The sequence below is a fragment of the Haemophilus sp. oral taxon 851 str. F0397 genome (assembly GCF_000242295.1).
Lineage (GTDB): Bacteria > Pseudomonadota > Gammaproteobacteria > Enterobacterales > Pasteurellaceae > Haemophilus.
Genome location: NZ_JH591079.1, coordinates 25,254 through 45,794 on the forward strand (window position 1 = coordinate 25,254; position 20,541 = coordinate 45,794).

General features: G+C 35.5%; 16 protein-coding genes, 1 tRNA gene and 2 pseudogenes. 12 read left to right on the plus strand and 7 right to left on the minus strand.

Annotation, left to right across the window (positions count from 1 at the left end; all coding sequences use genetic code 11):
• Positions 1-544: 544 nt before the first annotated feature.
• Complete coding sequence (ftnA, locus tag HMPREF9096_RS04345) at positions 545-1,030, plus strand: non-heme ferritin (RefSeq protein ID WP_005634630.1); 486 nt, start codon at positions 545-547, stop codon at positions 1,028-1,030.
• Between the two features lie 17 nt (positions 1,031-1,047).
• A complete protein-coding gene (gene ftnA / locus HMPREF9096_RS04340; protein ID WP_005637808.1) occupies positions 1,048-1,545 on the plus strand; it encodes a non-heme ferritin in 498 nt (165 codons plus the stop codon).
• A 122-nt stretch (positions 1,546-1,667) separates the two neighbouring features.
• Here the strand turns inward: ftnA (HMPREF9096_RS04340) and HMPREF9096_RS09245 are convergent, their stop codons facing one another.
• Together HMPREF9096_RS09245 and HMPREF9096_RS04335 are read right to left on the minus strand one after the other, a co-directional pair.
• On the minus strand, positions 1,668-1,811 hold the full coding sequence (locus HMPREF9096_RS09245) for a hypothetical protein (RefSeq protein WP_009500486.1): 144 nt from the start codon (positions 1,809-1,811) through the stop codon (positions 1,668-1,670).
• A gap of 225 nt (positions 1,812-2,036) precedes the next feature.
• Positions 2,037-2,122 (minus strand) — tRNA-Leu (locus HMPREF9096_RS04335).
• A gap of 284 nt (positions 2,123-2,406) precedes the next feature.
• On the opposite strand from HMPREF9096_RS04335, the gene fnr reads away from it, so the two are divergent.
• The 6 genes from fnr (at position 2,407) to trpA (ending at position 8,195) form a co-directional block, all read left to right on the plus strand.
• Positions 2,407-3,180: a fumarate/nitrate reduction transcriptional regulator Fnr gene (gene fnr, locus HMPREF9096_RS04330; RefSeq protein WP_005634634.1), complete on the plus strand. Its 774-nt coding sequence runs from the start codon at positions 2,407-2,409 to the stop codon at positions 3,178-3,180.
• A 133-nt stretch (positions 3,181-3,313) separates the two neighbouring features.
• Positions 3,314-4,243: a universal stress protein UspE gene (uspE, locus tag HMPREF9096_RS04325; RefSeq protein ID WP_009500489.1), complete on the plus strand. Its 930-nt coding sequence runs from the start codon at positions 3,314-3,316 to the stop codon at positions 4,241-4,243.
• Positions 4,244-4,440: 197 nt separating this feature from the next.
• Positions 4,441-5,277: a DUF4198 domain-containing protein gene (locus tag HMPREF9096_RS04320; protein ID WP_009500490.1), complete on the plus strand. Its 837-nt coding sequence runs from the start codon at positions 4,441-4,443 to the stop codon at positions 5,275-5,277.
• Between the two features lie 139 nt (positions 5,278-5,416).
• The gene (locus HMPREF9096_RS04315) at positions 5,417-6,175 is read left to right on the plus strand and encodes an SDR family oxidoreductase (protein ID WP_083817191.1); all 759 of its coding nucleotides are present in this window, start codon (positions 5,417-5,419) and stop codon (positions 6,173-6,175) included.
• A gap of 17 nt (positions 6,176-6,192) precedes the next feature.
• Positions 6,193-7,389 (plus strand): tryptophan synthase subunit beta, encoded by a 1,197-nt coding sequence (gene trpB, locus HMPREF9096_RS04310; protein ID WP_009500493.1) that lies wholly within the window; start codon positions 6,193-6,195, stop codon positions 7,387-7,389.
• Positions 7,389-8,195, plus strand: coding sequence for a tryptophan synthase subunit alpha (trpA, locus tag HMPREF9096_RS04305; RefSeq protein WP_009500494.1), 807 nt, complete (start codon positions 7,389-7,391; stop codon positions 8,193-8,195). Before trpB ends, trpA begins: the two co-directional genes overlap by 1 nt.
• A 45-nt stretch (positions 8,196-8,240) precedes the next feature.
• Here the strand turns inward: trpA and HMPREF9096_RS04300 are convergent, their stop codons facing one another.
• Positions 8,241-8,597, minus strand: a complete 357-nt coding sequence (locus HMPREF9096_RS04300) for a DsrE/DsrF/TusD sulfur relay family protein (RefSeq protein ID WP_009500495.1) — start codon at positions 8,595-8,597, stop codon at positions 8,241-8,243.
• Positions 8,598-8,622: 25 nt separating this feature from the next.
• Complete coding sequence (locus tag HMPREF9096_RS04295; RefSeq protein ID WP_009500496.1) at positions 8,623-9,576, minus strand: oxidoreductase; 954 nt, start codon at positions 9,574-9,576, stop codon at positions 8,623-8,625.
• Positions 9,577-9,634: 58 nt separating this feature from the next.
• On the opposite strand from HMPREF9096_RS04295, the gene ybaK reads away from it, so the two are divergent.
• Entirely contained in the window at positions 9,635-10,111 is a 477-nt protein-coding gene (gene ybaK / locus HMPREF9096_RS04290) for a Cys-tRNA(Pro) deacylase (RefSeq protein WP_005631703.1), read from the plus strand.
• A 46-nt stretch (positions 10,112-10,157) separates the two neighbouring features.
• Here ybaK and recD read toward each other — a convergent pair whose 3' ends face one another.
• Positions 10,158-12,080 carry an exodeoxyribonuclease V subunit alpha gene (recD, locus tag HMPREF9096_RS04285; RefSeq protein WP_009500498.1) on the minus strand — a complete coding sequence of 641 codons (1,923 nt, stop codon included), beginning with the start codon at positions 12,078-12,080 and terminating at the stop codon, positions 10,158-10,160.
• On the minus strand, positions 12,080-15,688 hold the full coding sequence (recB, locus tag HMPREF9096_RS04280; protein ID WP_009500499.1) for an exodeoxyribonuclease V subunit beta: 3,609 nt from the start codon (positions 15,686-15,688) through the stop codon (positions 12,080-12,082). Before recB ends, recD begins: the two co-directional genes overlap by 1 nt.
• 198 nt (positions 15,689-15,886) lie before the next feature.
• Here recB and HMPREF9096_RS09145 point away from each other — a divergent pair.
• A pseudogene (locus HMPREF9096_RS09145) lies at positions 15,887-16,901 on the plus strand (helix-turn-helix domain-containing protein).
• A 115-nt stretch (positions 16,902-17,016) separates the two neighbouring features.
• Here the strand turns inward: HMPREF9096_RS09145 and HMPREF9096_RS09315 are convergent.
• Positions 17,017-17,305 (minus strand): annotated as a pseudogene (locus HMPREF9096_RS09315) (IS1595 family transposase); the annotation flags it as partial.
• 188 nt (positions 17,306-17,493) lie between these two features.
• Between HMPREF9096_RS09315 and HMPREF9096_RS04275 the strand changes: the two are divergent.
• A complete protein-coding gene (locus tag HMPREF9096_RS04275; RefSeq protein ID WP_009500502.1) occupies positions 17,494-19,086 on the plus strand; it encodes an AAA family ATPase in 1,593 nt (530 codons plus the stop codon).
• Complete coding sequence (locus HMPREF9096_RS04270; protein WP_009500503.1) at positions 19,077-20,510, plus strand: VWA domain-containing protein; 1,434 nt, start codon at positions 19,077-19,079, stop codon at positions 20,508-20,510. The genes HMPREF9096_RS04275 and HMPREF9096_RS04270 overlap by 10 nt, the downstream gene beginning before the upstream one ends.
• The last annotated feature ends 31 nt before the right edge of the window (positions 20,511-20,541 follow it).

A 20,541-nucleotide genomic window follows, 5' to 3' on the forward strand; every position in this document is an offset into this window, starting at 1 on the left:
TACATTTCAACTTATCCATTCAATAACTCTATAAAATTACGCGTTACAACGTGTTATCTAGCCTTATTTTGTCTTGTTTTACTAGTACCTGTGACTTGTGTATAACTATGTGATTTATTTAATCCGTAGCTTTCGCTAACCTGATAACTAATTTCGCATAATGTATATTATGTTAAATTAAATGGATGTAAAAGTAACTTTTGTGAGGCGGTCAAAAAGGGATACTCTGCTTCTTCTCTATTCAAAAGTTAAAACAATAATATTTAATTCTGGATTTGGATTGCGCTAGGTGAAATCTGAATAAATTGATAGAAGATTTGTTAGTAGATTTAAAATCTTTAGTTTTAATTGTGACATTGTAATTATTTTATACGCCTAGATTACTCAAATGAGAATAATTGTTTTTAATTTTTCTTTTTAAAATTAATTGGTTATATGCATTTTATTTTAATAAAAAACTTGCAATTCTCATTTGTGAGTTTAAAATGAGAATTGCAAGTCAAGTTTTATTGCACTTTATCAATCAAATGGAAAGGAATTAGTTATGCTTAATCAAATCATCACAAACAAGCTGAATGACCAAATAAATTTAGAGTTCTACTCTTCTAATGTATATTTACAAATGAGCGCATGGTGCTCAATTCATGGCTATGAGGGCGCTGCTGCATTTTTACTTCGTCATGCAGATGAAGAATTAGAACATATGCAAAAATTGTTCAATTATGTAAGTGAAACCAGCGGTATGCCGCTTTTAGGAAAAATCGATGCACCTAAACACGATTATTCTTCATTAAGAGAAGTATTTGAAACAACTTTAGAGCATGAAAAATTAGTAACTTCCAAAATCAATGAATTAGTTGAAGTTACTTTTGAAAATAAAGACTACTCTACTTTTAACTTCTTACAATGGTACGTAGCAGAACAGCACGAAGAAGAAAAATTATTTAGTGGAATTATTGATAGATTTAACCTTGTTGGCGAAGATGGTAAAGCGTTGTTCTTTATTGATCGTGAGTTAGCAACTTTATAATAGATAGGAGAAATAAAATGTTATCAGCAAATGTAGTAAAACTATTAAACGACCAAATGAACTTGGAATTTTATTCTTCTAATTTATATCTACAAATGAGTGCTTGGTGCGAGCAAAAAGGGTTTGAAGGTGCTGCAAAATTTTTATCAGCTCACGCAGCTGAAGAAATGCAACACATGCGTAAATTATTCACTTATTTAAATGAGACAGGCTCAGTTGCTCTAATTTCTGCAATTGAAGCGCCATCACACGAATATAAATCATTAAAAGAAGTAATTGAAATTACCTACGAACATGAGAAATTGATTACCAGTAAAATCAATGAATTAGTAGGCAAAACTTTTGAAGAAAAAGACTACTCTGCATTTAATTTCCTACAATGGTATGTAGCAGAACAGCATGAAGAAGAAAAATTATTCAGTGGTATCTTGGATAAATTAAATCTTCTTGGAGAAGATGGTAAAGGTTTATTCTTAGTTGATAAAGATTTAGGTAATCTTGCGACTGAAGCTTAGTCTAAGAGCATAAATATTTATGAGCCTAGTATTACACTAGGCTTATTTTTTTATTTGAAATACGGATGTTACAAAGAAAAACCCCACATAAAATTATGCTAGGTTAAAATAATTGTGGTACCTTACGACTGCAATCCCATTTTCTTTTCTTCTTCCGCGCCCCATAACGTAGCCTCGGCTTTTGTTGCGCAGGTTTTGGATTTACGCATACCGTTTTTATAGATTTCTACCCGCCATTTATCACCACGCTTGCGAATTGTTGCCATTTTTTTGCTCCTATTTTTTTGCTAGGGTACGTCAAAATTTAAAGGTTAGTTGGCGTAATTTTGGCGTAATAGATGCATAAAAACATATAAAAATACTTAAAAAATGGCAATATTTGAGGTTGGAATTGCTGATGGGTTTATGGTGAATATGAGCGTAAAGTATTGATTTTACTGGCTGAAATGCATAAAATAAAAACCCCTGACCAATGGTCAAGGGGTTGTATGTGGTGCCTAGGGTCGGACTCGAACCGACACGTTTATTCAACGGCGGATTTTGAATCCGCTGCGTCTACCAATTTCGCCACCCAGGCTTAATGGTGTTGAATTATACGTATATATAAATGTGTGACAAGTAAAATTTTTTAGAAATAATCCATTTGTTTTAAAAATAATCAAAGGATTTCTGTTTTTTAAAAATATCGCCAAACAAATGCAATAACTAAAATACATAACATGATTAAAATCTGAATTAGCCGTTTTTTTGTTAATTTTTCTGCTGCCATAATGCTTTACTCTTCTTAAAATGACTATTTAGTGGTATAATTATTGAGTTAGATCAATTTTACACTAATTTTTCGAAATATTTGAGGCTTACATGAAAAATTTCGTTGCAGAAACCAAGGCAGGACGCCGGGTTCAATCGGGAGGTTGCGCTATTCATTGCCAGGATTGCAGCATTAGTCAACTTTGTATTCCTTTTACGCTGAACGAACATGAATTAGATCAGCTTGATAATATTATCGAACGAAAGAAACCTATCCAAAAATCACAAGTTCTTTTTAAAGCAGGTGATTCCCTCAATTCAATTTATGCAATTCGCTCTGGTACGATTAAAAGCTACACTATTAGTGAATCTGGCGAAGAACAAATCACTTCATTTCATTTACCTGGTGATTTAGTTGGCTTTGATGCAATTACTCAAATGCAACATCCTAGTTTTGCACAAGCTTTAGAAACCGCAATGGTATGTGAAATTCCCTATGATATTTTGGATGACTTAGCTGGTAAAATGCCAAAATTGCGCCAACAAATTTTGCGCTTAATGAGTAATGAAATTAAAAGTGATCAAGAAATGATTTTGTTACTGTCTAAAATGAATGCTGAAGAACGTTTGGCTGCTTTTATTCATAATCTTTCGAAACGATACTCTGCTCGTGGTTTTTCAGCTAAAGAATTCCGCTTAACGATGACGCGTGGTGATATCGGTAACTATCTAGGTTTAACCGTTGAAACTATCAGTCGATTATTGGGACGCTTTCAAAAACTAGGTGTTCTTACAGTGCAAGGAAAATATATTACAATTAATGATCTCAATGCTTTAATTGAATTAACTGGCACGAATAAAACCAAAATAACATTAGTTGAATAATTTTTAAGGCGTGAATTTCACGCCTTTTTTGTATTCATTAAAAATAAATTTTGCACTAGATCACCTTTTTGAAAATAGCTCCTTGCCATTCAAAAGATTCTTTCTTATTCTATGGTAAATTTTGGAGGTTGTTATGAAATTTAAAAATATCCTGGTTGTTCTCAATCCTGAAAATGAAAAACAATATGCCCTTGCGCGTGCCGTGCGTTTGGTGAAAGAACAAAAAAATGAAACTAAAGTAAAGATCACCGCACTTTTATCTGTATATGACTTATCTTATGAAATGTCGGCTTTACTTTCTTCTGAAGAACGTTCAGAAATGCATCAACAAGTAATTAAAAAACACCGCCATGCGGTTCAATATTACTTAGATAAATATGCAGATCCGGAAATTGAATTGCAATCTCACATTGTTTGGAATAGTAACGAAGCTGAGGCGATTAAAGAAGAAGTTGAAAGTAACAATTATGATCTTGTGGTGAAATATACTAAAGATGAAGAAAGTTTTACTTCACTTATTTTTACTCCAGTGGATTGGCAGCTTCTTCGTAAATGCCCCGTTCCTGTTTTGATGGTTCGCGATGGCGATTGGAAACATCAACGCCGTATTCTTGTGGCGGTGAATGTTTCTGGTGAGCAAGACTATCAAGATGAATTTAATCAAGAACTAGTGGAAACAGGCATGTCACTCGCTGAAAATTTAAATCGTGGTAATGTTCACTTAGTTGCAGCCTACCCTTCTGCTCCAATCAATATGGCGATTGATTTACCAGAATTTAATACTTCAGGCTACGAAAACGGTATTCGTGGCCAACATCTCATTAATATGAAAGCATTGCGTCAAAAATTTGGTATTAGTGAAGACCACACTCATGTGCGTGAAGGTTTCCCTGAAGAAGTGATTCCTGAAGTCGCAAAAGAAATTGAAGCAGAGTTAGTAATTTTAGGTACAGTTGGCCGTACAGGTTTGTCTGCTGCATTATTGGGAAATACTGCGGAACATGTGATTAGTAAATTAAGTTGTAATTTATTAGGCATTAAGCCATCTAAAAAAGACAATTAATAATAGCCATCTACATTTAGAAATTCCCTAAGTACTAAGTATTTAGGGAATTTTTTATATGATTTATATAGATATTTTGTGATTTAGATCACAAATTTTAAATTCCCTCTAAATTACCATTTAAATGATAGTTATTTTCATTTAATATTCGAGCTCATTTTATAAATGCTCACCTCTATTTTTTATTAAGGAAAGGTATGAAAAAAACATTAATTGCAAGTTTATTGGCTTTAGCTGGTGTAGCGCAAGCTCATGAAGTTTGGGTTCAAGCGCCTGCAAAATTGGCATCTGGTTCTGTATTAAAAGCAGAATTAGCTTATGGGGACTACCCTTACGTAGAAAAAATTCCTGAAGCGCGTTTAAAAATTTTTGCGCCAATGGAAATTATTCGTCAAGATGGTGAAAAACAAACCTTAGTTCAAAAAGGTGAAAACTATCAATATCAATCAGAGAAAGCATTGTCTGATGGCTCTTATTGGGTGACAGCGACTTATAAACCAACCTTTTGGTCACAAAATTCTGAAGGTTGGAAAATGGATAATTTGAAAGGATTAGAAAATCCAACTTATTGCGAACAAACTCAAATGTTTGGTAAAAGTCTTGTTACAGTTGGTAAAAAACCATTAAATGCAGAAATGGCAATGACAAGAGTTGGTTTACCACTTGAAATTGTTCCTCTGCGTGATCCAAGCAAAGTAAAATCAGGCGAACCGTTCCCTGTTCAAATTTTCTACCAAGATCAGCCATTAGCAGGCGAAACTGTAATTGCAACAGCAGATACTATTGTAGTAAAAGATCTTGAAGCAAGTACAAGTCATCGTGAACCACAAGGTTTTTCAGGTAAAACAGATAGTCAAGGACGTGTGAATATCATTCCATTAATTGATGGTATTTGGAAAATTAAAGTTATTCATAAAACACCATTTGCAGATCAACAAATTTGTCAGCAATCTGCAAGCTATAGCACATTAATTTTACCGGTTGGTAAAGGATTGGCTAAACTCCCACCAAAACCAGAACACCATCATCATTAATTTTGAAAGTGCGGTGGAATTTCACCGCACTTTTTGCTTTTATTTTCCATTCTTTTTCTTCAAATTTCTTCATAAACTCCTATATTTTTTTGTACTAGCGTAGTAGTATAAAGATATCGTAAATAAAAAGGAGAGAATGATGTCTAAAATTGCCCTTATTACTGGTGCTACCGCAGGATTTGGTACTGCAATCTGTAGAACGCTTATTCAAGCTGGATATTTTGTAATTGGTACTGGCCGTCGTACCGAGCGTTTAACTTCACTAAAAGCTGAATTGGGTGAAAATTTTCTGCCTCTTGCTTTCGATATATCTGATCGACTAGCCACTGAAGAAGCAATTAAATCTTTACCTACGCAATGGAAAAATATTGATTTACTTGTTAATAACGCAGGATTGGCTCTTGGCTTAGAATCTGCCGATAAAGCGAATCTTGATGATTGGGAACAAATGATTGATACCAATATTAAAGGATTGGTGAATATTACTCGATTCGTTTTGCCTCAAATGGTAGAAAGAAATACGGGCCATATTATTAATTTAAGTTCAATTGCAGGTACCTACCCTTACCCAGGCGGTAACGTATATGGCGGTACAAAGGCTTTTGTGACACAGTTCAGCTTAAATTTACGTGCAGATTTGGCGGGGAAAAATATCCGTGTTACTAGCGTAGAACCAGGGCTTTGTGGCGGAACAGAATTTTCTAATGTGCGTTTTAAAGGTGATGATGCACGAGCAGAAAAACTCTATGAAAATGTGCAATACGTTACACCACAAGATATTGCAAACATGGTTTTATGGCTCAATCAGCAACCCGAACACGTTAATATTAATCGCATTGAAGTGATGCCAACAGCACAAACTTTTGCACCACTTAATGTGGTAAGAAATTCAAATTAAAATAATAAGGAAACACAATGTCAGAAACTATTTTAAATCCCTATTTTGGTGAGTTTGGTGGTATGTATGTACCAGAAATACTCGTGCCAGTGCTTAAACAACTTGAGAAAGCATTTGTAGACGCGAAAGACGATCCTGAATTCCAACGTGAATTTCAAGATTTACTCAAAAATTATGCCGGAAGACCGACCGCACTTACCCTTTGTCGCAACTTAACAAAAGGTACTAAAGCGAAAATCTATCTTAAACGTGAAGATTTATTACACGGTGGTGCTCATAAAACTAATCAAGTTTTAGGACAAATTTTATTAGCTAAACGCATGGGTAAAACACGTATTATTGCCGAAACAGGTGCTGGTCAGCACGGTGTTGCGACCGCCCTAGCTTGTGCTATGTTAGATATGCCATGCCGTATTTATATGGGCGCAAAAGATGTTGAGCGTCAATCGCCGAATGTATTTCGTATGCGTCTAATGGGCGCAGAGGTGATTCCTGTACAAAAAGGCTCTTGCTCTTTAAAAGACGCTTGTTGTGAAGCTATGCGTGATTGGTCAGCAAACTATGAAAACACCCATTATTTACTTGGAACGGCGGCAGGCCCTCATCCATTCCCTACGATTGTGAGAGAATTTCAAAAAATGATTGGAATTGAGACGAAACGTCAAATTCTCGAACGAGAAGGTCGTTTACCTGATGCAGTGATTGCTGCTGTTGGCGGTGGTTCTAATGCAATTGGCATGTTTACTGACTTTATTGATGAACCAAATGTGCGTTTGATTGGCGTTGAACCAGCGGGGAAAGGCATTGAAAGCGGTGAACATGGCGCACCATTAGGCCATGCAAAAGTTGGCATTTATTTCGGGATGAAATCCCCTTTGATGCAAACAGAAGATGGTCAAGTTGAGGAATCCTACTCAGTTTCAGCTGGGTTAGACTTCCCTTCTGTTGGGCCTCAACATGCTTATTTACAAAGTATTGGACGAGCAGAATATCCAAGTATTACTGATGATGAAGCATTAAATGCATTCCAAGAGTTAGCTAAACATGAAGGCATTATTCCTGCATTAGAAAGCTCACACGCCCTTGCTCAAGCCTTAAAAATGATTCATCAAGAACCTAACAAAGAACAAATTTTAGTCGTGAATTTATCTGGACGTGGCGATAAAGATATTTTCACCGTAGATAAAATTTTGACAGAAAAAGGAATGAAATAATGAGCCGTTTTGAAACTCAATTTGCTGCGCTTAAAGCAAAAAATGAAGGGGCATTTGTTCCTTTCGTCACCTTATGTGACCCTACTTTTGACCGCTCTTTTGAGATTATTTGTACGCTTGTAGATAACGGTGCGGATGCTTTAGAGCTTGGTTTTCCTTTTTCCGATCCACTACTTGATGGCCCAGTTATTCAATCTGCGAATAATCGAGCTTTAACTGCGGGTCATAGCACTGAAGATAGCTTTAAGTTATTAGAAAAAGTACGGTCAAAATATCCAGAGATTCCAATTAGTTTATTGCTTTGCGCCAATTTAATTTTTGCCAAAGGTTTAGATGCTTTTTATCAACGCTGTGCAGAAGTCGGTGTTGACGCTGTGCTTGTGGCAGATATTCCGTTACTGGCAAAAGAAGATTATGTACAAGCAGCTAAAAAACACGGTATTCAACCGGTATTTATTTGCCCGCCAAACGCGGACGAAAAAACGATCCAAGGTGTAGCCGAAAATAGCGAGGGCTATACTTATTTAGTTTCTCGCGCAGGCGTAACCAGTGCTGAAAATCAAGCCCACGCAGCGAATTTAGATACCCTTGTAGAACAGCTTAAGGCGCATAATGCCCCGCCAATTTTACAAGGCTTCGGCATTGCTCAACCAGGGCAAGTTAAAGAAGCGTTGTCTTTAGGGGCTGCCGGTGCGATTTCAGGTTCGGCAACGGTCAAAATCATTGAGCGAAATTTAGATAATCACGAGCAATGTTTAGTTGAATTAACTGAATTTGTTCAAGCAATGAAAACGGCAACAAAATAAGCAAAAAAGAACCCGCACTTGTGGCGGGTTCTTTTATCGAGAAAATTAAAAATTTAATACTTTGTCGGCTTCCATCGTCCAATCTGCCAACTCTGATAAGGTGCCTATTTCCACCCCATCCGCCAACGGCAATTCAGTGATACCACGAGCATTTGTACAGGTTTTACAAAGTTTAATTGTCGCCCCTTGCGCAGTTAAAATTTCCAACATTTGTTGTAAATGATACCCTTCTGCTGGATTTTGTTTTGCTAAAGCGCCAGTTACCGCATCAGACATTAAAAATACTTTTAAATTAACCGCACTTTTATGCTGCTCTTGCAACTGTAACGCCAAACGTAATGCACTAAAAAAATGCTCGTCACCATAAGGGGATGAATGGATAATAAATAGAATATTTTGCATATTATTCTCCTTGATTTCCTGGGTATTAATAACCTTGCTGATAAATTCCCTCCAACAATTTCACTGAAAGTAAGGCGAGATTAAAACGTTGTTCATCTGCCACAGACCAAAATTCTATGCCATTTTCTACCGCACTTATTTGACTTAAATGAAGTTTTACTGATTCTTCGCCATTTTCTTGTTCTCCATTAAGCACAGGCGTAATTAAGGTTTCTTCTAAAGCGATAAGCTCGCTATTTTGAGGCTGATAGTTGAAATCATAGTCTGAAAGTGCGGTGACTTTTTGTGCCAATCCATAAAATACAGGCACTTGGATTGCGTGGAATGTAACACGCTCTAATTGCGGAAAAATTCGTTGTAATTGATTAGATAAACTAGGTGTTTGATGTGGATAAACATCAAACGCTAAGCGCGTTTCTTCTTCGTCTAATGGAATACCATTTAATAAACGGGCTGTTTGTCCCGCAAGTTTAGTGACGGTTTCCGCATTTGTATAAGAGGCTGGTAATAAAGAAGTGACAAACACTTGATTAAGATTAGTCTCTTGTAAAATCGGGGCAAGCGTTAAAGCTAGTTGGCTTACTTGTGGATCAGGCAAGCTAACAATGTTACGTTGTCTCAGTTCAAATAGTTGTGATTCATTTACCGTTGGAACAACAACGGGCACATCCGAAAGCGCACTGCAAACGCCTAACATATCAATGACAATACAGCCCTGCTCTGCTGCTTGCGCAATATGGGAAACTTGCTCAAGTTTTCCTGCAAAAAAGACATAATTAAAATCAGCCCACTCAACTTCATTTGGAGAAAGTTGTTCAACGCCTTTATTGCGAAAACGAATATTTTGTTCTTCTTCAAAAGGTGTTATTTCAACAATAGAAACGCTGCTAATTTCAATCGCACTTTGTTCTAAACGCTCTACAATTTTTTCACTTAATTCAAATTCTGCTGCTATCGCAATATTTAAGGTTGCGTCCATTTTTCTCTCCGCTGTAAAATAATTGGCATTATTTTACACCAAAACCAGGAACGAAATAATGACACCTGCAATTGATTTACTTAAAAAACAAAAAATTCCTTTTATCTTGCACACTTATGATCATGATCCGAATAATCAACATTTTGGTGATGAGGCCGCAGAAAAACTAGGCATTGATCCTAATCGCTCTTTTAAAACCTTACTTGTGGCGGAAAATGGCGATCAGAAAAAACTCGCTTGCTTTGTGCTTGCAACGGCCAATATGCTGAATTTAAAGAAAGCGGCAAAATCTATCGGTGTGAAAAAAGTGGAAATGGCAGATAAAGATGCGGCGCAAAAAAGTACAGGCTATCTTGTGGGGGGAATTAGCCCGCTCGGTCAAAAGAAACGCGTGAAAACGGTGATAAATTCCACCGCACTTGAGTTTGAAACGATTTATGTTTCAGGCGGAAAACGAGGGCTAAGCGTAGAAATTGCGCCACAAGATTTAGCAAAAGTATTAGGCGCAGAATTTACTGATATTGTTGATGAATAAGTGATGGATTTATAAATTTAAAGGCGGATTCATTCCGCCTTTTTGACTAATTCAACTCTTCCAATAATTTACCCAATCCGCTCTGGCGTCTCACTGTCTGGCGAATCGCTGTTTTCCATATTTTTTCATCGGCAAATACAGTGAGTTCTTTTTTTGCACGAGTCACGCCCGTGAAAACTAATTCTCGAGACAGTACTGGATTCACTTCTGTTGGAAGCACCATGACGGTATGTTCAAATTCGGAACCTTGAGATTTATGAATCGTCATCATAAAAGCGGGTTCGTGTGCTGGAATTCGGCTTGTCAGCACTTCTCGATTGCCAAACCATACTTTGCCATTTGCCAAGCACAGTCCAATATCGCCGTTATAAAGGCGAACATTATGATCGTTTTCAGTAATCATAATTGGCTTGCCGATATACCAATCTTGTTCATTACGGAACCAAAGCAATTTTTCCTCTCGCAACGCTAATGCGATTTCTTTATTGAGATTTTCAACACCTAAATCGCTATTACGAAGTGCGGTTAAAAATCTCACAGAATTAAATTGCGCTTGAATAGCTTCGGCATAGGAAATGCCTTGTTCATTTTTAGCGTTAGGAGCAATTTTTTGTTTACGTAAATCATCCAACATTTTTAAGAAAGTGCGGTAATTTTTCACCGCACTTTTCACCACTTGATTGACCGCATCGCGTTCATCATTTAAGGCATTAAAGTGCAATTCTTGAGGATAATGTTCAAATAACCCAAGGCTATCGTCTGCTTTGCCTTTTTGAATGAATTCAGCCAACTTGCCAATACCTGAATCTTTATCAAAACGGCGACTTTCTGTTAGATGGCATAAACAATCACGTATTAGATTTGAACAATCAGAACCTTTTACTTCGTATCCTGTCGTCGCTTGCAAATACGTAGCTTGTTCATGACTATAAGGTTGAGTAACAAATTGAGCTAATTCTCCCAATACTGCCCCCGCCTCAACAGAGGCTAATTGCGCCTGATCGCCTAATAAAATTAATCGAGTTTCAGGCTTTAAGGCATTGATAAGTTTTGCCATCATTGGCAAATCAATCATTGATGTTTCATCAACAACTAATACATCCAACTGCAAAGGGTTATGACTGTTATAGCGCGTGTAATCATTAAAAGCATTCACACCCAGTAAACTATGCAAAGTACTGGCTTTTTGTGGGATCGCATTGAAAAGTGAATCGGATAAATTCATTTTTTCTTGCATAAAACCTAACGCATTTTTAATCGATTCTTCCAAACGAGAGGCGGCTTTGCCAGTCGGTGCAACCAATTTGATGTGTAATTTACAATCAAATAATTCTTGTAGAACGAGCAATAAACGCGTAACTGTCGTGGTTTTTCCTGTTCCTGGGCCGCCTGTAACAATCGAAAATGGACTTTTAATCGCTGTGGCTACCGCCACTTTTTGCCAATCTATTTTTTCCTGTTTTTCAGGGAAATATTTATCTAATTTTTGACGAATTTCATCATAAGAAAAGGCTAAAGTGCGGTGTTTTTTTAAAGTGTTTTTTATATATTGCGCGATACGATATTCATCTTGCCAAGCGCGATAGAAATACAACGCGCCAAATTGAAATGCCATTGGCGCAATTTGATTGACGGGATCTTGCGTAAATGCCATATGCCCGCACAACGCATTTTGCCAATCTTCCACAGGTAAATAACCAATTTTTTTGCGAATTTCAGCTAAATAATCTTCTTCCGTTGTACGATAAGCCAAGCCAAATAAATTATGTTCTAAATAGCGATCTAATTGGCTGCAAGTATTTCCCTGCGTATAACGCCAGCTACAAAGTGCGGCTAATAATATGGCTAAATTTTTGACTGGTTCCGCATAATCCGTATGACATTGTTTATCAGCTATCAACTTAGCAAAATAATAATCACCTTGAGAAAGAATGCCCTGCTCTTTAAGTTTGTATAATACAGATAACATTAAAACACCCCGTCTAATTCTGTGATTAATTCAACGCTTGGACGATCGTAAAATACGCCAGATTGTGGCTCACCATTCATTCCACGTAAGAAAAGATAAAATACCCCGCCGAAATCTCGCGCATAATCGTAATGAGGCACAACGCTTTGCAAATAACGATGTAATGCCAGCGTATAAATTAAATATTGCCAATCATAGTGACTGTGTAACATTTCTTTTTTCAATGCCTCTTGATTGTAATCAGTAAGGCTTGAACCTAAGAAATTAGATTTATAATCAACAAGATAATATTTCCCATTATGACGGAAAACTAAGTCAATCGAACCTCGCACCATGCCTTGAATTTGTTCAAATTGAAGTGGATCGCTTGGCAAATGATGATGGGCTTTCAACGTGCGATTAAACGCATCAACATCAAAATGTTCCCGAATAGCCAGATAAAATGGCATTTCTTTAATGCAATCTTTATTTACCAAATCAGCTAATGCTATTCCTATTTCATGAGAAAGTGGCGTATGTGAAATCTGTTGTAGCCAATTTTGTAGCGGTTCTGTAAGGGTTTCATCTAACTGTAAGGATTGTCTTAATTTGTCAATTTCTTCTGTATTTGCTAAATCAGAAAAATAGCAATTTTCAAAATGGCGATGCAATGCAGTCCCGACTTGTTTACCTCGTGGCAAATCTAAAATATTTGATTCATTTTCGCTTAAAAGTGCGGTCGAAATTTCAATCGAATTTTGGCTGTCATAATCTTTTGCATCATCAAAAACAGCGTGTTTTTTACCCGCACTTTCAGTGAAATAATTTTGTCGGCGATGACCTTGTTCAATTGAAGTAAAACTGGTTATTCGCCAATCTTGCTCAATATTGCCCGTAAATTTTGCGGCTTTAAGCTCATCATTTTTTGTATTAATTGATAAGGTCGGCAAAGCCTCTAGATTTTGCGTAGTGCAGATTTCCACATTATCTTGCATTTTTTCTTTAAAGGTTTGCAACAACGTCTCGGTATCTTTAGGCGCTGATAACGCTATTTCCTTGCCTATTTCACCTTGGCTTAGTACATAATGCAAGGCATTCCATTTTTTATCAAATTGCGCAGGCAAAGCGAATGCCATTTGATATTTGGCACGCGTTAAAGCCACATAAAGTAAACGTAACTCTTCCGCAAAAGTTTCTTCATAAAGTGCGTTTAAATTACGATTTTCCATATCCCATAAGGTTTCATCTCGTTCTTTAGAATAATAAACATTCATGTCACCAGCCGTTGGAATTTTGCTTGGTACAGCTAAAAATGGTAGCCAAACTAAATCGTATTCTAAGCCTTTAGATTTATGGATTGTCACTATTTTTACCAACTGGCGTTCACTTTCTAAACGAATTTGAGCCTCTTGACGACCTTCGCCTTGAATTTGTTTTTCAAACCAACTGAGCAATGCCGCTTCACTTTCGTGTAGCGTGGCAGCTTGTTGTAAAATTTCTGCCAAATGTAGGAAATCCGTTAAATCTCGCTCGCCCGTGGCTTGGCTTAATAAGCGTTCTGAAATGCCTTGTTCCAATAAAATTTGATGTAGCATGGCCAATATTCCTTGGCGTTGCCAAGTTTGTTGGTATTGAGCAAAACTATCTGCCCAACGTTGCCAGTCTGCCTCATTTTGCTGAATTTGATGAATATCCGCCGCATTTAAGCCAAAAAGTGCGGTCGCAATTGCGTTCAAAATTGGACGTTCTGCCACATTCAAACAGGCTTTAAGCACCCAAGCTAATTCTTTCGCAACATTGCTATCAAATACGCTATTTTGATCAGAAAGATAAACTGACGCGATCCCCAATTTTTGCAATTCATTTTTTACTAGAGCCGCTTCATTTTTATCACGCACCAATACGGCAATATTTGCCGCTTGCAATGTTTTACAAGTATCTTCATTTTGAAAAACTGCCTGATTTTCTGCCGCACTTTTTAGCCAATGTTGAATAGAAATAGCACATATTTTTGCCATTTCAGTTTTATTCACTTTGTCACTTTCAGTTAGATAAAAACGATAAGCTGGTTCAGCTTTACCATTTAAATAAAATCGCAGATGATCATCACGAGAATCAACAGCAGTAAAGTTAATATTTTGATAAATAAATGGCGATTGAGGAAAATCGAATAAAGCATTTACGCCATCAACCAAATGCTTCTCTGAACGATAATTTTTAGTGAGTTCAAAACGAGATTGGGCTTCGTCCGATGCTTTTAGATAAGTAAAAATATCTGCGCCACGGAAACGATAAATCGCCTGCTTCGGATCGCCAATCATAATAAAACCAGTATTTTTTTCAGGATTATCACGATAAATTTTTGAAAAAATAGCGTATTGTTGTGAATCTGTATCCTGAAATTCATCAATCATCGCAAAAGGATATTGGAAACGAATCATTTCCGCTAATTCGTCCCCTTGCGGACCTTGCAAGGCTTTGCAAAACAAGCGCAATAAATCATCAAAGGATTTTTCTTGATGATTTAGTTTATAGTCTAAAAGTTTTTGCTGTAAGCCTTGTCGATAATGATAAAGAATAACTCGACGAAGTAAATCTGGGGATATTAAAGCATTTGTACGTTCTTCTAATTCAGTAAAAATAGGGGCAATAAAGGGGGATGCGCCCTCCTCACCTTTTTCACCTAAAGCTGATTGAGTGAAATACGACATCAAGGTTTCATTTAGTAAATAATCACGCGGATTATTTGCCCAGGCGTTTACTTGCTCAATCCATTTCGCCAAACGTGATGTATTATAGCTTCGACGGCTTAAGGATTTGGGCTCACCTTTTGCATAATCTTTATTCAATTCTTCTGTAATTAATTCAGAAATTTTACCCGCACTTTCTAACCAAAAACGTTTTAGTGCCTTGATATCTTTAAAATACTCACCAAGATATTGGTGTAAAAATTCTGTGATAGAAATAGATAATGCCTGTTGGTTCTCCAAATCAACAATTAAATTTTTGCCTAAATTCGATTCTAATAGGGATAATACGTAATCTGGTGATCCTAGTTCATTCGCAATAAAATCAGCCATTTCAAAAGGCAATGGATAAAAATGTTCTCGCCAAAATTCATTAGCAAAACGAACTAATAAATCAGATTGATCTTTAATTAATTCTAAATTGAAGTGAATGCCAGAATGGAAAGCATATTGCATCAACATACGGCGACAAAAACCGTGAATGGTATAAATTGCCGCCAAATCCATATTTTGCTCAGCTAATTTTAAGAGATGAATTGCCTCAAAAATGTTCAAATTATCACAAAGTGCGGTAAGAAATTCATCATTTTTAAATGCGGATTTATCTTGGGTTTCTGAGAAGGTTGTGAGTTTATCAATCGCATCTGTTATACGCTCACGAATTTTTTTCTTGAGTTCTTCTGTTGCCATTTCCGTAAAGGTTACCACCAGAATTTCTTCCACATTTAACGGACGAGAAAAGTTATTTTCTCCAGCCTTTAATAAAAGTCGGAGATATAAAGAACCAATAGTATATGTTTTCCCCGTACCAGCAGATGCTTCGATTAAGCTAATTTGATTTAAAGGCAACGTGATAGGATTCAGTGGGATTGTTTCGGCCATAGATTTTAACAGATGAGAACTAATGGCATTATTTTACAAAATTTGAAGTCACAAATGCAAAAAAAGGACGCTTTTCAGCGTCCTAATTTGCAGAAGATCAGACTTAATCTAACAAATTACAATAAAAAGTGAGAGTTTCCCCATTTAGAATATGAGTGTCAAAATCAATCTAAACAAAAAAGGAAACTCACATGTTTTATTACTTACAACTCTATCATTAAACACAAGACCGGTTTACTTAATTTATCGGAAGAGTTAGGTAACATCTCACAAACCTATAAAATTATGGGCATGAGTTGTGATACCTTTTATCACTATCAACAAGCAGAACAAGGTAGAGTTGAAGCCTTACTTAATCAAAATCGATGCGTGCCTAACCTGAAAAATCGTGTTGATTAGAAAGTTGAACAAGAAGTGGTACAATTCGCCTTAGATAATCCCGCCTTTGGACAGGTTTGTGCCAGCAATGAATTACGTAAACAAGTTTTTTGTTTCAGCAGGAGGCGTGCATTCCATTTGGTTAAGACATAATCTGGCTAATTTCAAACAAAAATTAACTGCACTTGAGAAGTTGGTTGCCGAAAAAGGTATTATTTTAAGTGAATCGTAAGTACAAGCCCTAGAGCGCAAAAAAAGAAGATGTCCCTGCGTGTAGAGAAATTGAAACGGCTCCCCCCAGGTTATCTCGGGTTTCAAGATACCTTCTATGTAGGTAATCTCAAAGGCGTAGGACACATTTACCAGCAAACCTTTATCGATACTTATAGTAAAGTTGCGTTTGCAAAACTTTATACGATGAAGACCGTAATTAGTGCCATAGATATTCTTAATGACAAGGTACTCCCTTGCTTTGAAGGCAAAGAATTACCGATGTTACGCATTGTAACTGACCGCAGTAGTGAATATGGTGGAAAAGTGGAAAATCACGATGATGAGCTTTATTTAGCCATTAACGATAATCAAACATCCGCAAATCAATGGCATCTGCGAGCGTTTCCACAAAACGATTTTGCAGGAGTTTTATCAGGTTGCCTTTAGAAAGAGAATTTATACGGGTTTAGATACATTACAAACAGACTTATTAGATGAATAGATGTTGTATTATAACCCTTATTGTACCCATCAAGGTAAAATGTGTTGTGAAAGAACAGCGATGGGAACATTATTTGATGGGAAACGTATTTTAGTAGAAAAGAATCTAAGCTTAAATTAAGATGACAGGCACGAGTTTTTAAACGGGAGACCATCATATTGGGTTTGATCTTCTACAATTAATAATGTCCTGTTTCGCTATTTTCTACCACCACCGCAAATACTTTTCTTTGTCACTTTAACAAACCAGATACGGCAACTTTTCCTACTGTATCTCTACCTTGTTTTCCTTTACGATGCCATCAAAATAGCTTTCATCAATCTCAATTTGACCATCAAAAACCTAATCATCTTTAAGGGCTAAATGATAGTTAATGACTTCATGAATTTTTCGGTAAAACAAAATCGCTGAGGCTTGTATATCGAATAAATCAGCTGCTGCTCGGGCTGTAACTTCTAATACAAAAAGCTTAAGGCGCTTTTATTTTGTATAGATTTCTTTAATTTATAATGAGTTATCTTCATTTTTATAGACTAGCATACTTGCTAATCTACGTCAGTCACTAAAAATAAGCCTAAAAGCCTTGATTATAATGATTGGAAATAATTAATCCCTTGTTAGACATTTTGCTATATATTATAAATATATAACGTATAATGGTTTCGTCATTAGCATTATTTTTAAATATTTTAAGATTAAGGAAATTTTTCAAATGAATAAAAAATCAGAACAAAACCGAGCTTCGCAAGAACTAGATAAAGTTATCAATGCTCAAGAAATAGCTATGCAAAAGCGCATATCTAATTTATTAAAGCAACTAAATGCTAATATGCACGAAAGAGAGCAGATATTAGCCATTACTTTATTAGGAGCTATCTCTGGTCAAAATACTTTTCTGTATGGTCCACCTGGTACTGCAAAAAGTTTAATTTCAAGGAGATTAGCTTGTGCATTTGAAACATCAAATTATTTTGAATGCTTGATGAATCGCTTTACCACACCAGAAGAAATCTTTGGTCCTATTTCTATTAAAGAATTAAAGGCTGATCGCTATGTTCGCCAAGTTGAAGGATATTTACCAACCTCTGATTTTGCTTTTTTAGATGAAATTTGGAAATCAAGTCCTGCTATTTTAAATAACCTTTTAACTATTATTAATGAACATATTTTTAAAAATGGTAATGAGAGAATTGATGTTCCATTAAAATCTCTTATTTCAGCTTCCAATGAAGTTCCTGCAGAAAATCAGGGGTTAGACGCTTTATATGACCGTTTTATCCTTCGTCTTCTTGTTCCTCCAATTCAAGAAAATAAAAATTTCAACCAACTATTAAATAGTAAAGCGAGTTCAGAAAAACCAAGCATAAGCCCCGAATTAGTTATTCGTTCTAAAGAACTTATGCAATGGCGAGAGCAATTACATAATGTATCACTCAGTGATGATACTCTGTTAATTATCAAATATATTCGCCAAGAATTAGCAGATAAATTTGAGGAGTTGAAAGTATATGTTTCAGACAGACGTTGGCAACGAGCTGCATTGTTATTAAAGGCATCTGCATTCTGTAATGGACGTAAAGAAACTAACCATAGTGATGTTGTTTTATTAAAATATTGTTTATGGACTACTCCTGAAAATCGTGAAGCGGTAGAAAATATAGTAATGAATGTAATCAAAGAATGCGGTTTTGACAGTGGGGTTGATTTGGCTGATTTAGATAGAGAAAAAGATAAATTAGATAAAGAAATTCATAACGAGCTATATTATTCTGAAGATATTTATGATACTTATAACCTAAATGGAGATGAGTATTTTGAAATTGAAGCTAATTTTAACTATAAATATAGTAGTTATAGCAATAGGAATAGACAATTCATATTAAATATACCATTTAAACATATGAAAACATCGCAGGAGTACCATCCTGTAGATTCTCAAGGTAATCTTATCAAAGATGTTTCATATAAATTTGACCAACAAGGAAGTTGCATATTGATGTTAAATAATGATTATGAAAACTTAAGATTCTCTCCTAAACCTTTATTCAAGAAAGGTCAAAGAAAACAAAAAGTGAATAAAAGGCTGATTAAATCACTTTCAGAGGCAATAAAAGAAGTTAGATCTATTTTAAGTAATACTTTAGTTATAATTGAAGATAAAAATAAATCTTATAAAAAACAACTGCAAAGCCCATTTGTTACTGAAAATGAAATTAATGTAGCAGTAAGTGGTATTTTAAAACAAATAGAACAGCTTAAATTACGAATTACAGACTGTGAGCGTTTGGAGTCATTATGCCAATAAACTTGTTATCAGAAAAAGGGATTATCAAAAAATCCCTTTCTGAAAAATATGAAGAGCTTATTCAAAGACCACAACTTGCTGAATATTTAAGTGATCATATCCGTAATTGGTTTAAGAAAACAGAGAAATTTATTCAACAAGAGAATCCATTTCCAAAATTCCGAAAAAAATGGAAAATATGGAATAGCGAATTTCATAAAAATAAATCTGTTTTAAATGATAAAGCTATCCAAGAATGCCAAGCTTTTTGTAAATTAGTAGGTATTCCTTTTGATTATTCTTTTTGGTATAAAAAATTAGAAAGTAATAATAAAGAAAAAGGAATTGCTTCTAGTTTATTATTGAAAGAATGGCAAAAAAATCTAGATAAATCACAGGCTCAATGGGAATTAAAGCAGATTGAACTTGCAAGAAGAAAATTCCTTACAGAGTTGGAAAAATGGTTGGAACTTATTCAACAATTAGATCGACAACTTTCTCCTTTGGGCTTAGATTTTGGAATCTGGTTTGATGATAGTTTAGGTTCTTTAACCCCACAATCAATTAAAGAACTTACTCGTTGGGCAAATTATTTTTCACAAGATAAAGAAGCACAAAAAATCGCAGATTTATTAGGTAAAATGCGACAAATTGAGCAGTCATCAAAGGTAGAAACTATTACTCAAACAATTAGTGTGCCCGTGCCTGTTACTGATGTTAATTCTAAAGAAGAAATTATTGGTCTTAAATTAGGCAAAGATCTAGAGTATGTTATTCCTTCCGAATTGGCACTAATGGCAGATCCTGAAACCGCTATTTTATTTGACTTAAAATATTTAGAATCAAAATTAGTTTGTTTTGAATTACAAGGAACAGCATTTCAAGATGAACAACAAGAGATTACTACCGAAATAGAAATAAAAGAAGATAATAAACTTGGTCCAATGATTTTGTGTGTGGATACAAGTGGTTCAATGAGCGGTATACCTGAAAATATTGCTAAAGCGATGTCTTTGTATTTGGGAAATAAAGCTAAAGCAGAACAAAGAAAATGTTTTGTTATTAATTTCTCAACAGGTATTGAGACGTTTGAAATTAGTGCAACAAAAGGCATTGCCGATTTAGTTTCTTTCTTGAGTAAATCGTTCCACGGTGGGACTGATGCTGCTCCTGCATTACGATATGCTTTATCGCTATGCCAATCGGAGAATTATGAAAAAGCAGATGTTTTAATGATTTCTGATTTTGTAATGGGGTCATTGCCTGAAACTTTACTTAGCGACATAAGAAAACAAAGAGAAAAAGGAAACCAATTTCACTCTTTAGTGATTGGTAATTTATTTATGGAAAATAGATTAAAAACTCATTTTGATAATGAATGGGTCTATAATCCAAATTTACATCAAGTAGAACAATTAGTTAAGTTCCAACAAAACATTTTATAGAATAAAAAGATAATCTTTTCTGATCTGATCT

Excerpts from the sequence above, each read along its gene's own strand:
- recD (WP_009500498.1), bottom strand. The coding sequence starts at position 12,080 with ATGTTATCTGTATTATACAAACTTAAAGAGCAGGGCATTCTTTCTCAA.
- ftnA (WP_005637808.1), top strand. The coding sequence starts at position 1,048 with ATGTTATCAGCAAATGTAGTAAAACTATTAAACGACCAAATGAACTTG.
- HMPREF9096_RS04300 (WP_009500495.1), bottom strand. The coding sequence starts at position 8,597 with ATGCAAAATATTCTATTTATTATCCATTCATCCCCTTATGGTGACGAG.
- uspE (WP_009500489.1), top strand. The coding sequence starts at position 3,314 with ATGAAATTTAAAAATATCCTGGTTGTTCTCAATCCTGAAAATGAAAAA.
- trpB (WP_009500493.1), top strand. The coding sequence starts at position 6,193 with ATGTCAGAAACTATTTTAAATCCCTATTTTGGTGAGTTTGGTGGTATG.
- trpA (WP_009500494.1), top strand. The coding sequence starts at position 7,389 with ATGAGCCGTTTTGAAACTCAATTTGCTGCGCTTAAAGCAAAAAATGAA.
- HMPREF9096_RS04295 (WP_009500496.1), bottom strand. The coding sequence starts at position 9,576 with ATGGACGCAACCTTAAATATTGCGATAGCAGCAGAATTTGAATTAAGT.
- HMPREF9096_RS04320 (WP_009500490.1), top strand. The coding sequence starts at position 4,441 with ATGAAAAAAACATTAATTGCAAGTTTATTGGCTTTAGCTGGTGTAGCG.
- fnr (WP_005634634.1), top strand. The coding sequence starts at position 2,407 with ATGAAAAATTTCGTTGCAGAAACCAAGGCAGGACGCCGGGTTCAATCG.
- HMPREF9096_RS04275 (WP_009500502.1), top strand. The coding sequence starts at position 17,494 with ATGAATAAAAAATCAGAACAAAACCGAGCTTCGCAAGAACTAGATAAA.
- ftnA (WP_005634630.1), top strand. The coding sequence starts at position 545 with ATGCTTAATCAAATCATCACAAACAAGCTGAATGACCAAATAAATTTA.
- recB (WP_009500499.1), bottom strand. The coding sequence starts at position 15,688 with ATGGCCGAAACAATCCCACTGAATCCTATCACGTTGCCTTTAAATCAA.
- HMPREF9096_RS09245 (WP_009500486.1), bottom strand. The coding sequence starts at position 1,811 with ATGGCAACAATTCGCAAGCGTGGTGATAAATGGCGGGTAGAAATCTAT.
- HMPREF9096_RS04315 (WP_083817191.1), top strand. The coding sequence starts at position 5,417 with ATGTCTAAAATTGCCCTTATTACTGGTGCTACCGCAGGATTTGGTACT.
- ybaK (WP_005631703.1), top strand. The coding sequence starts at position 9,635 with ATGACACCTGCAATTGATTTACTTAAAAAACAAAAAATTCCTTTTATC.
- HMPREF9096_RS04270 (WP_009500503.1), top strand. The coding sequence starts at position 19,077 with ATGCCAATAAACTTGTTATCAGAAAAAGGGATTATCAAAAAATCCCTT.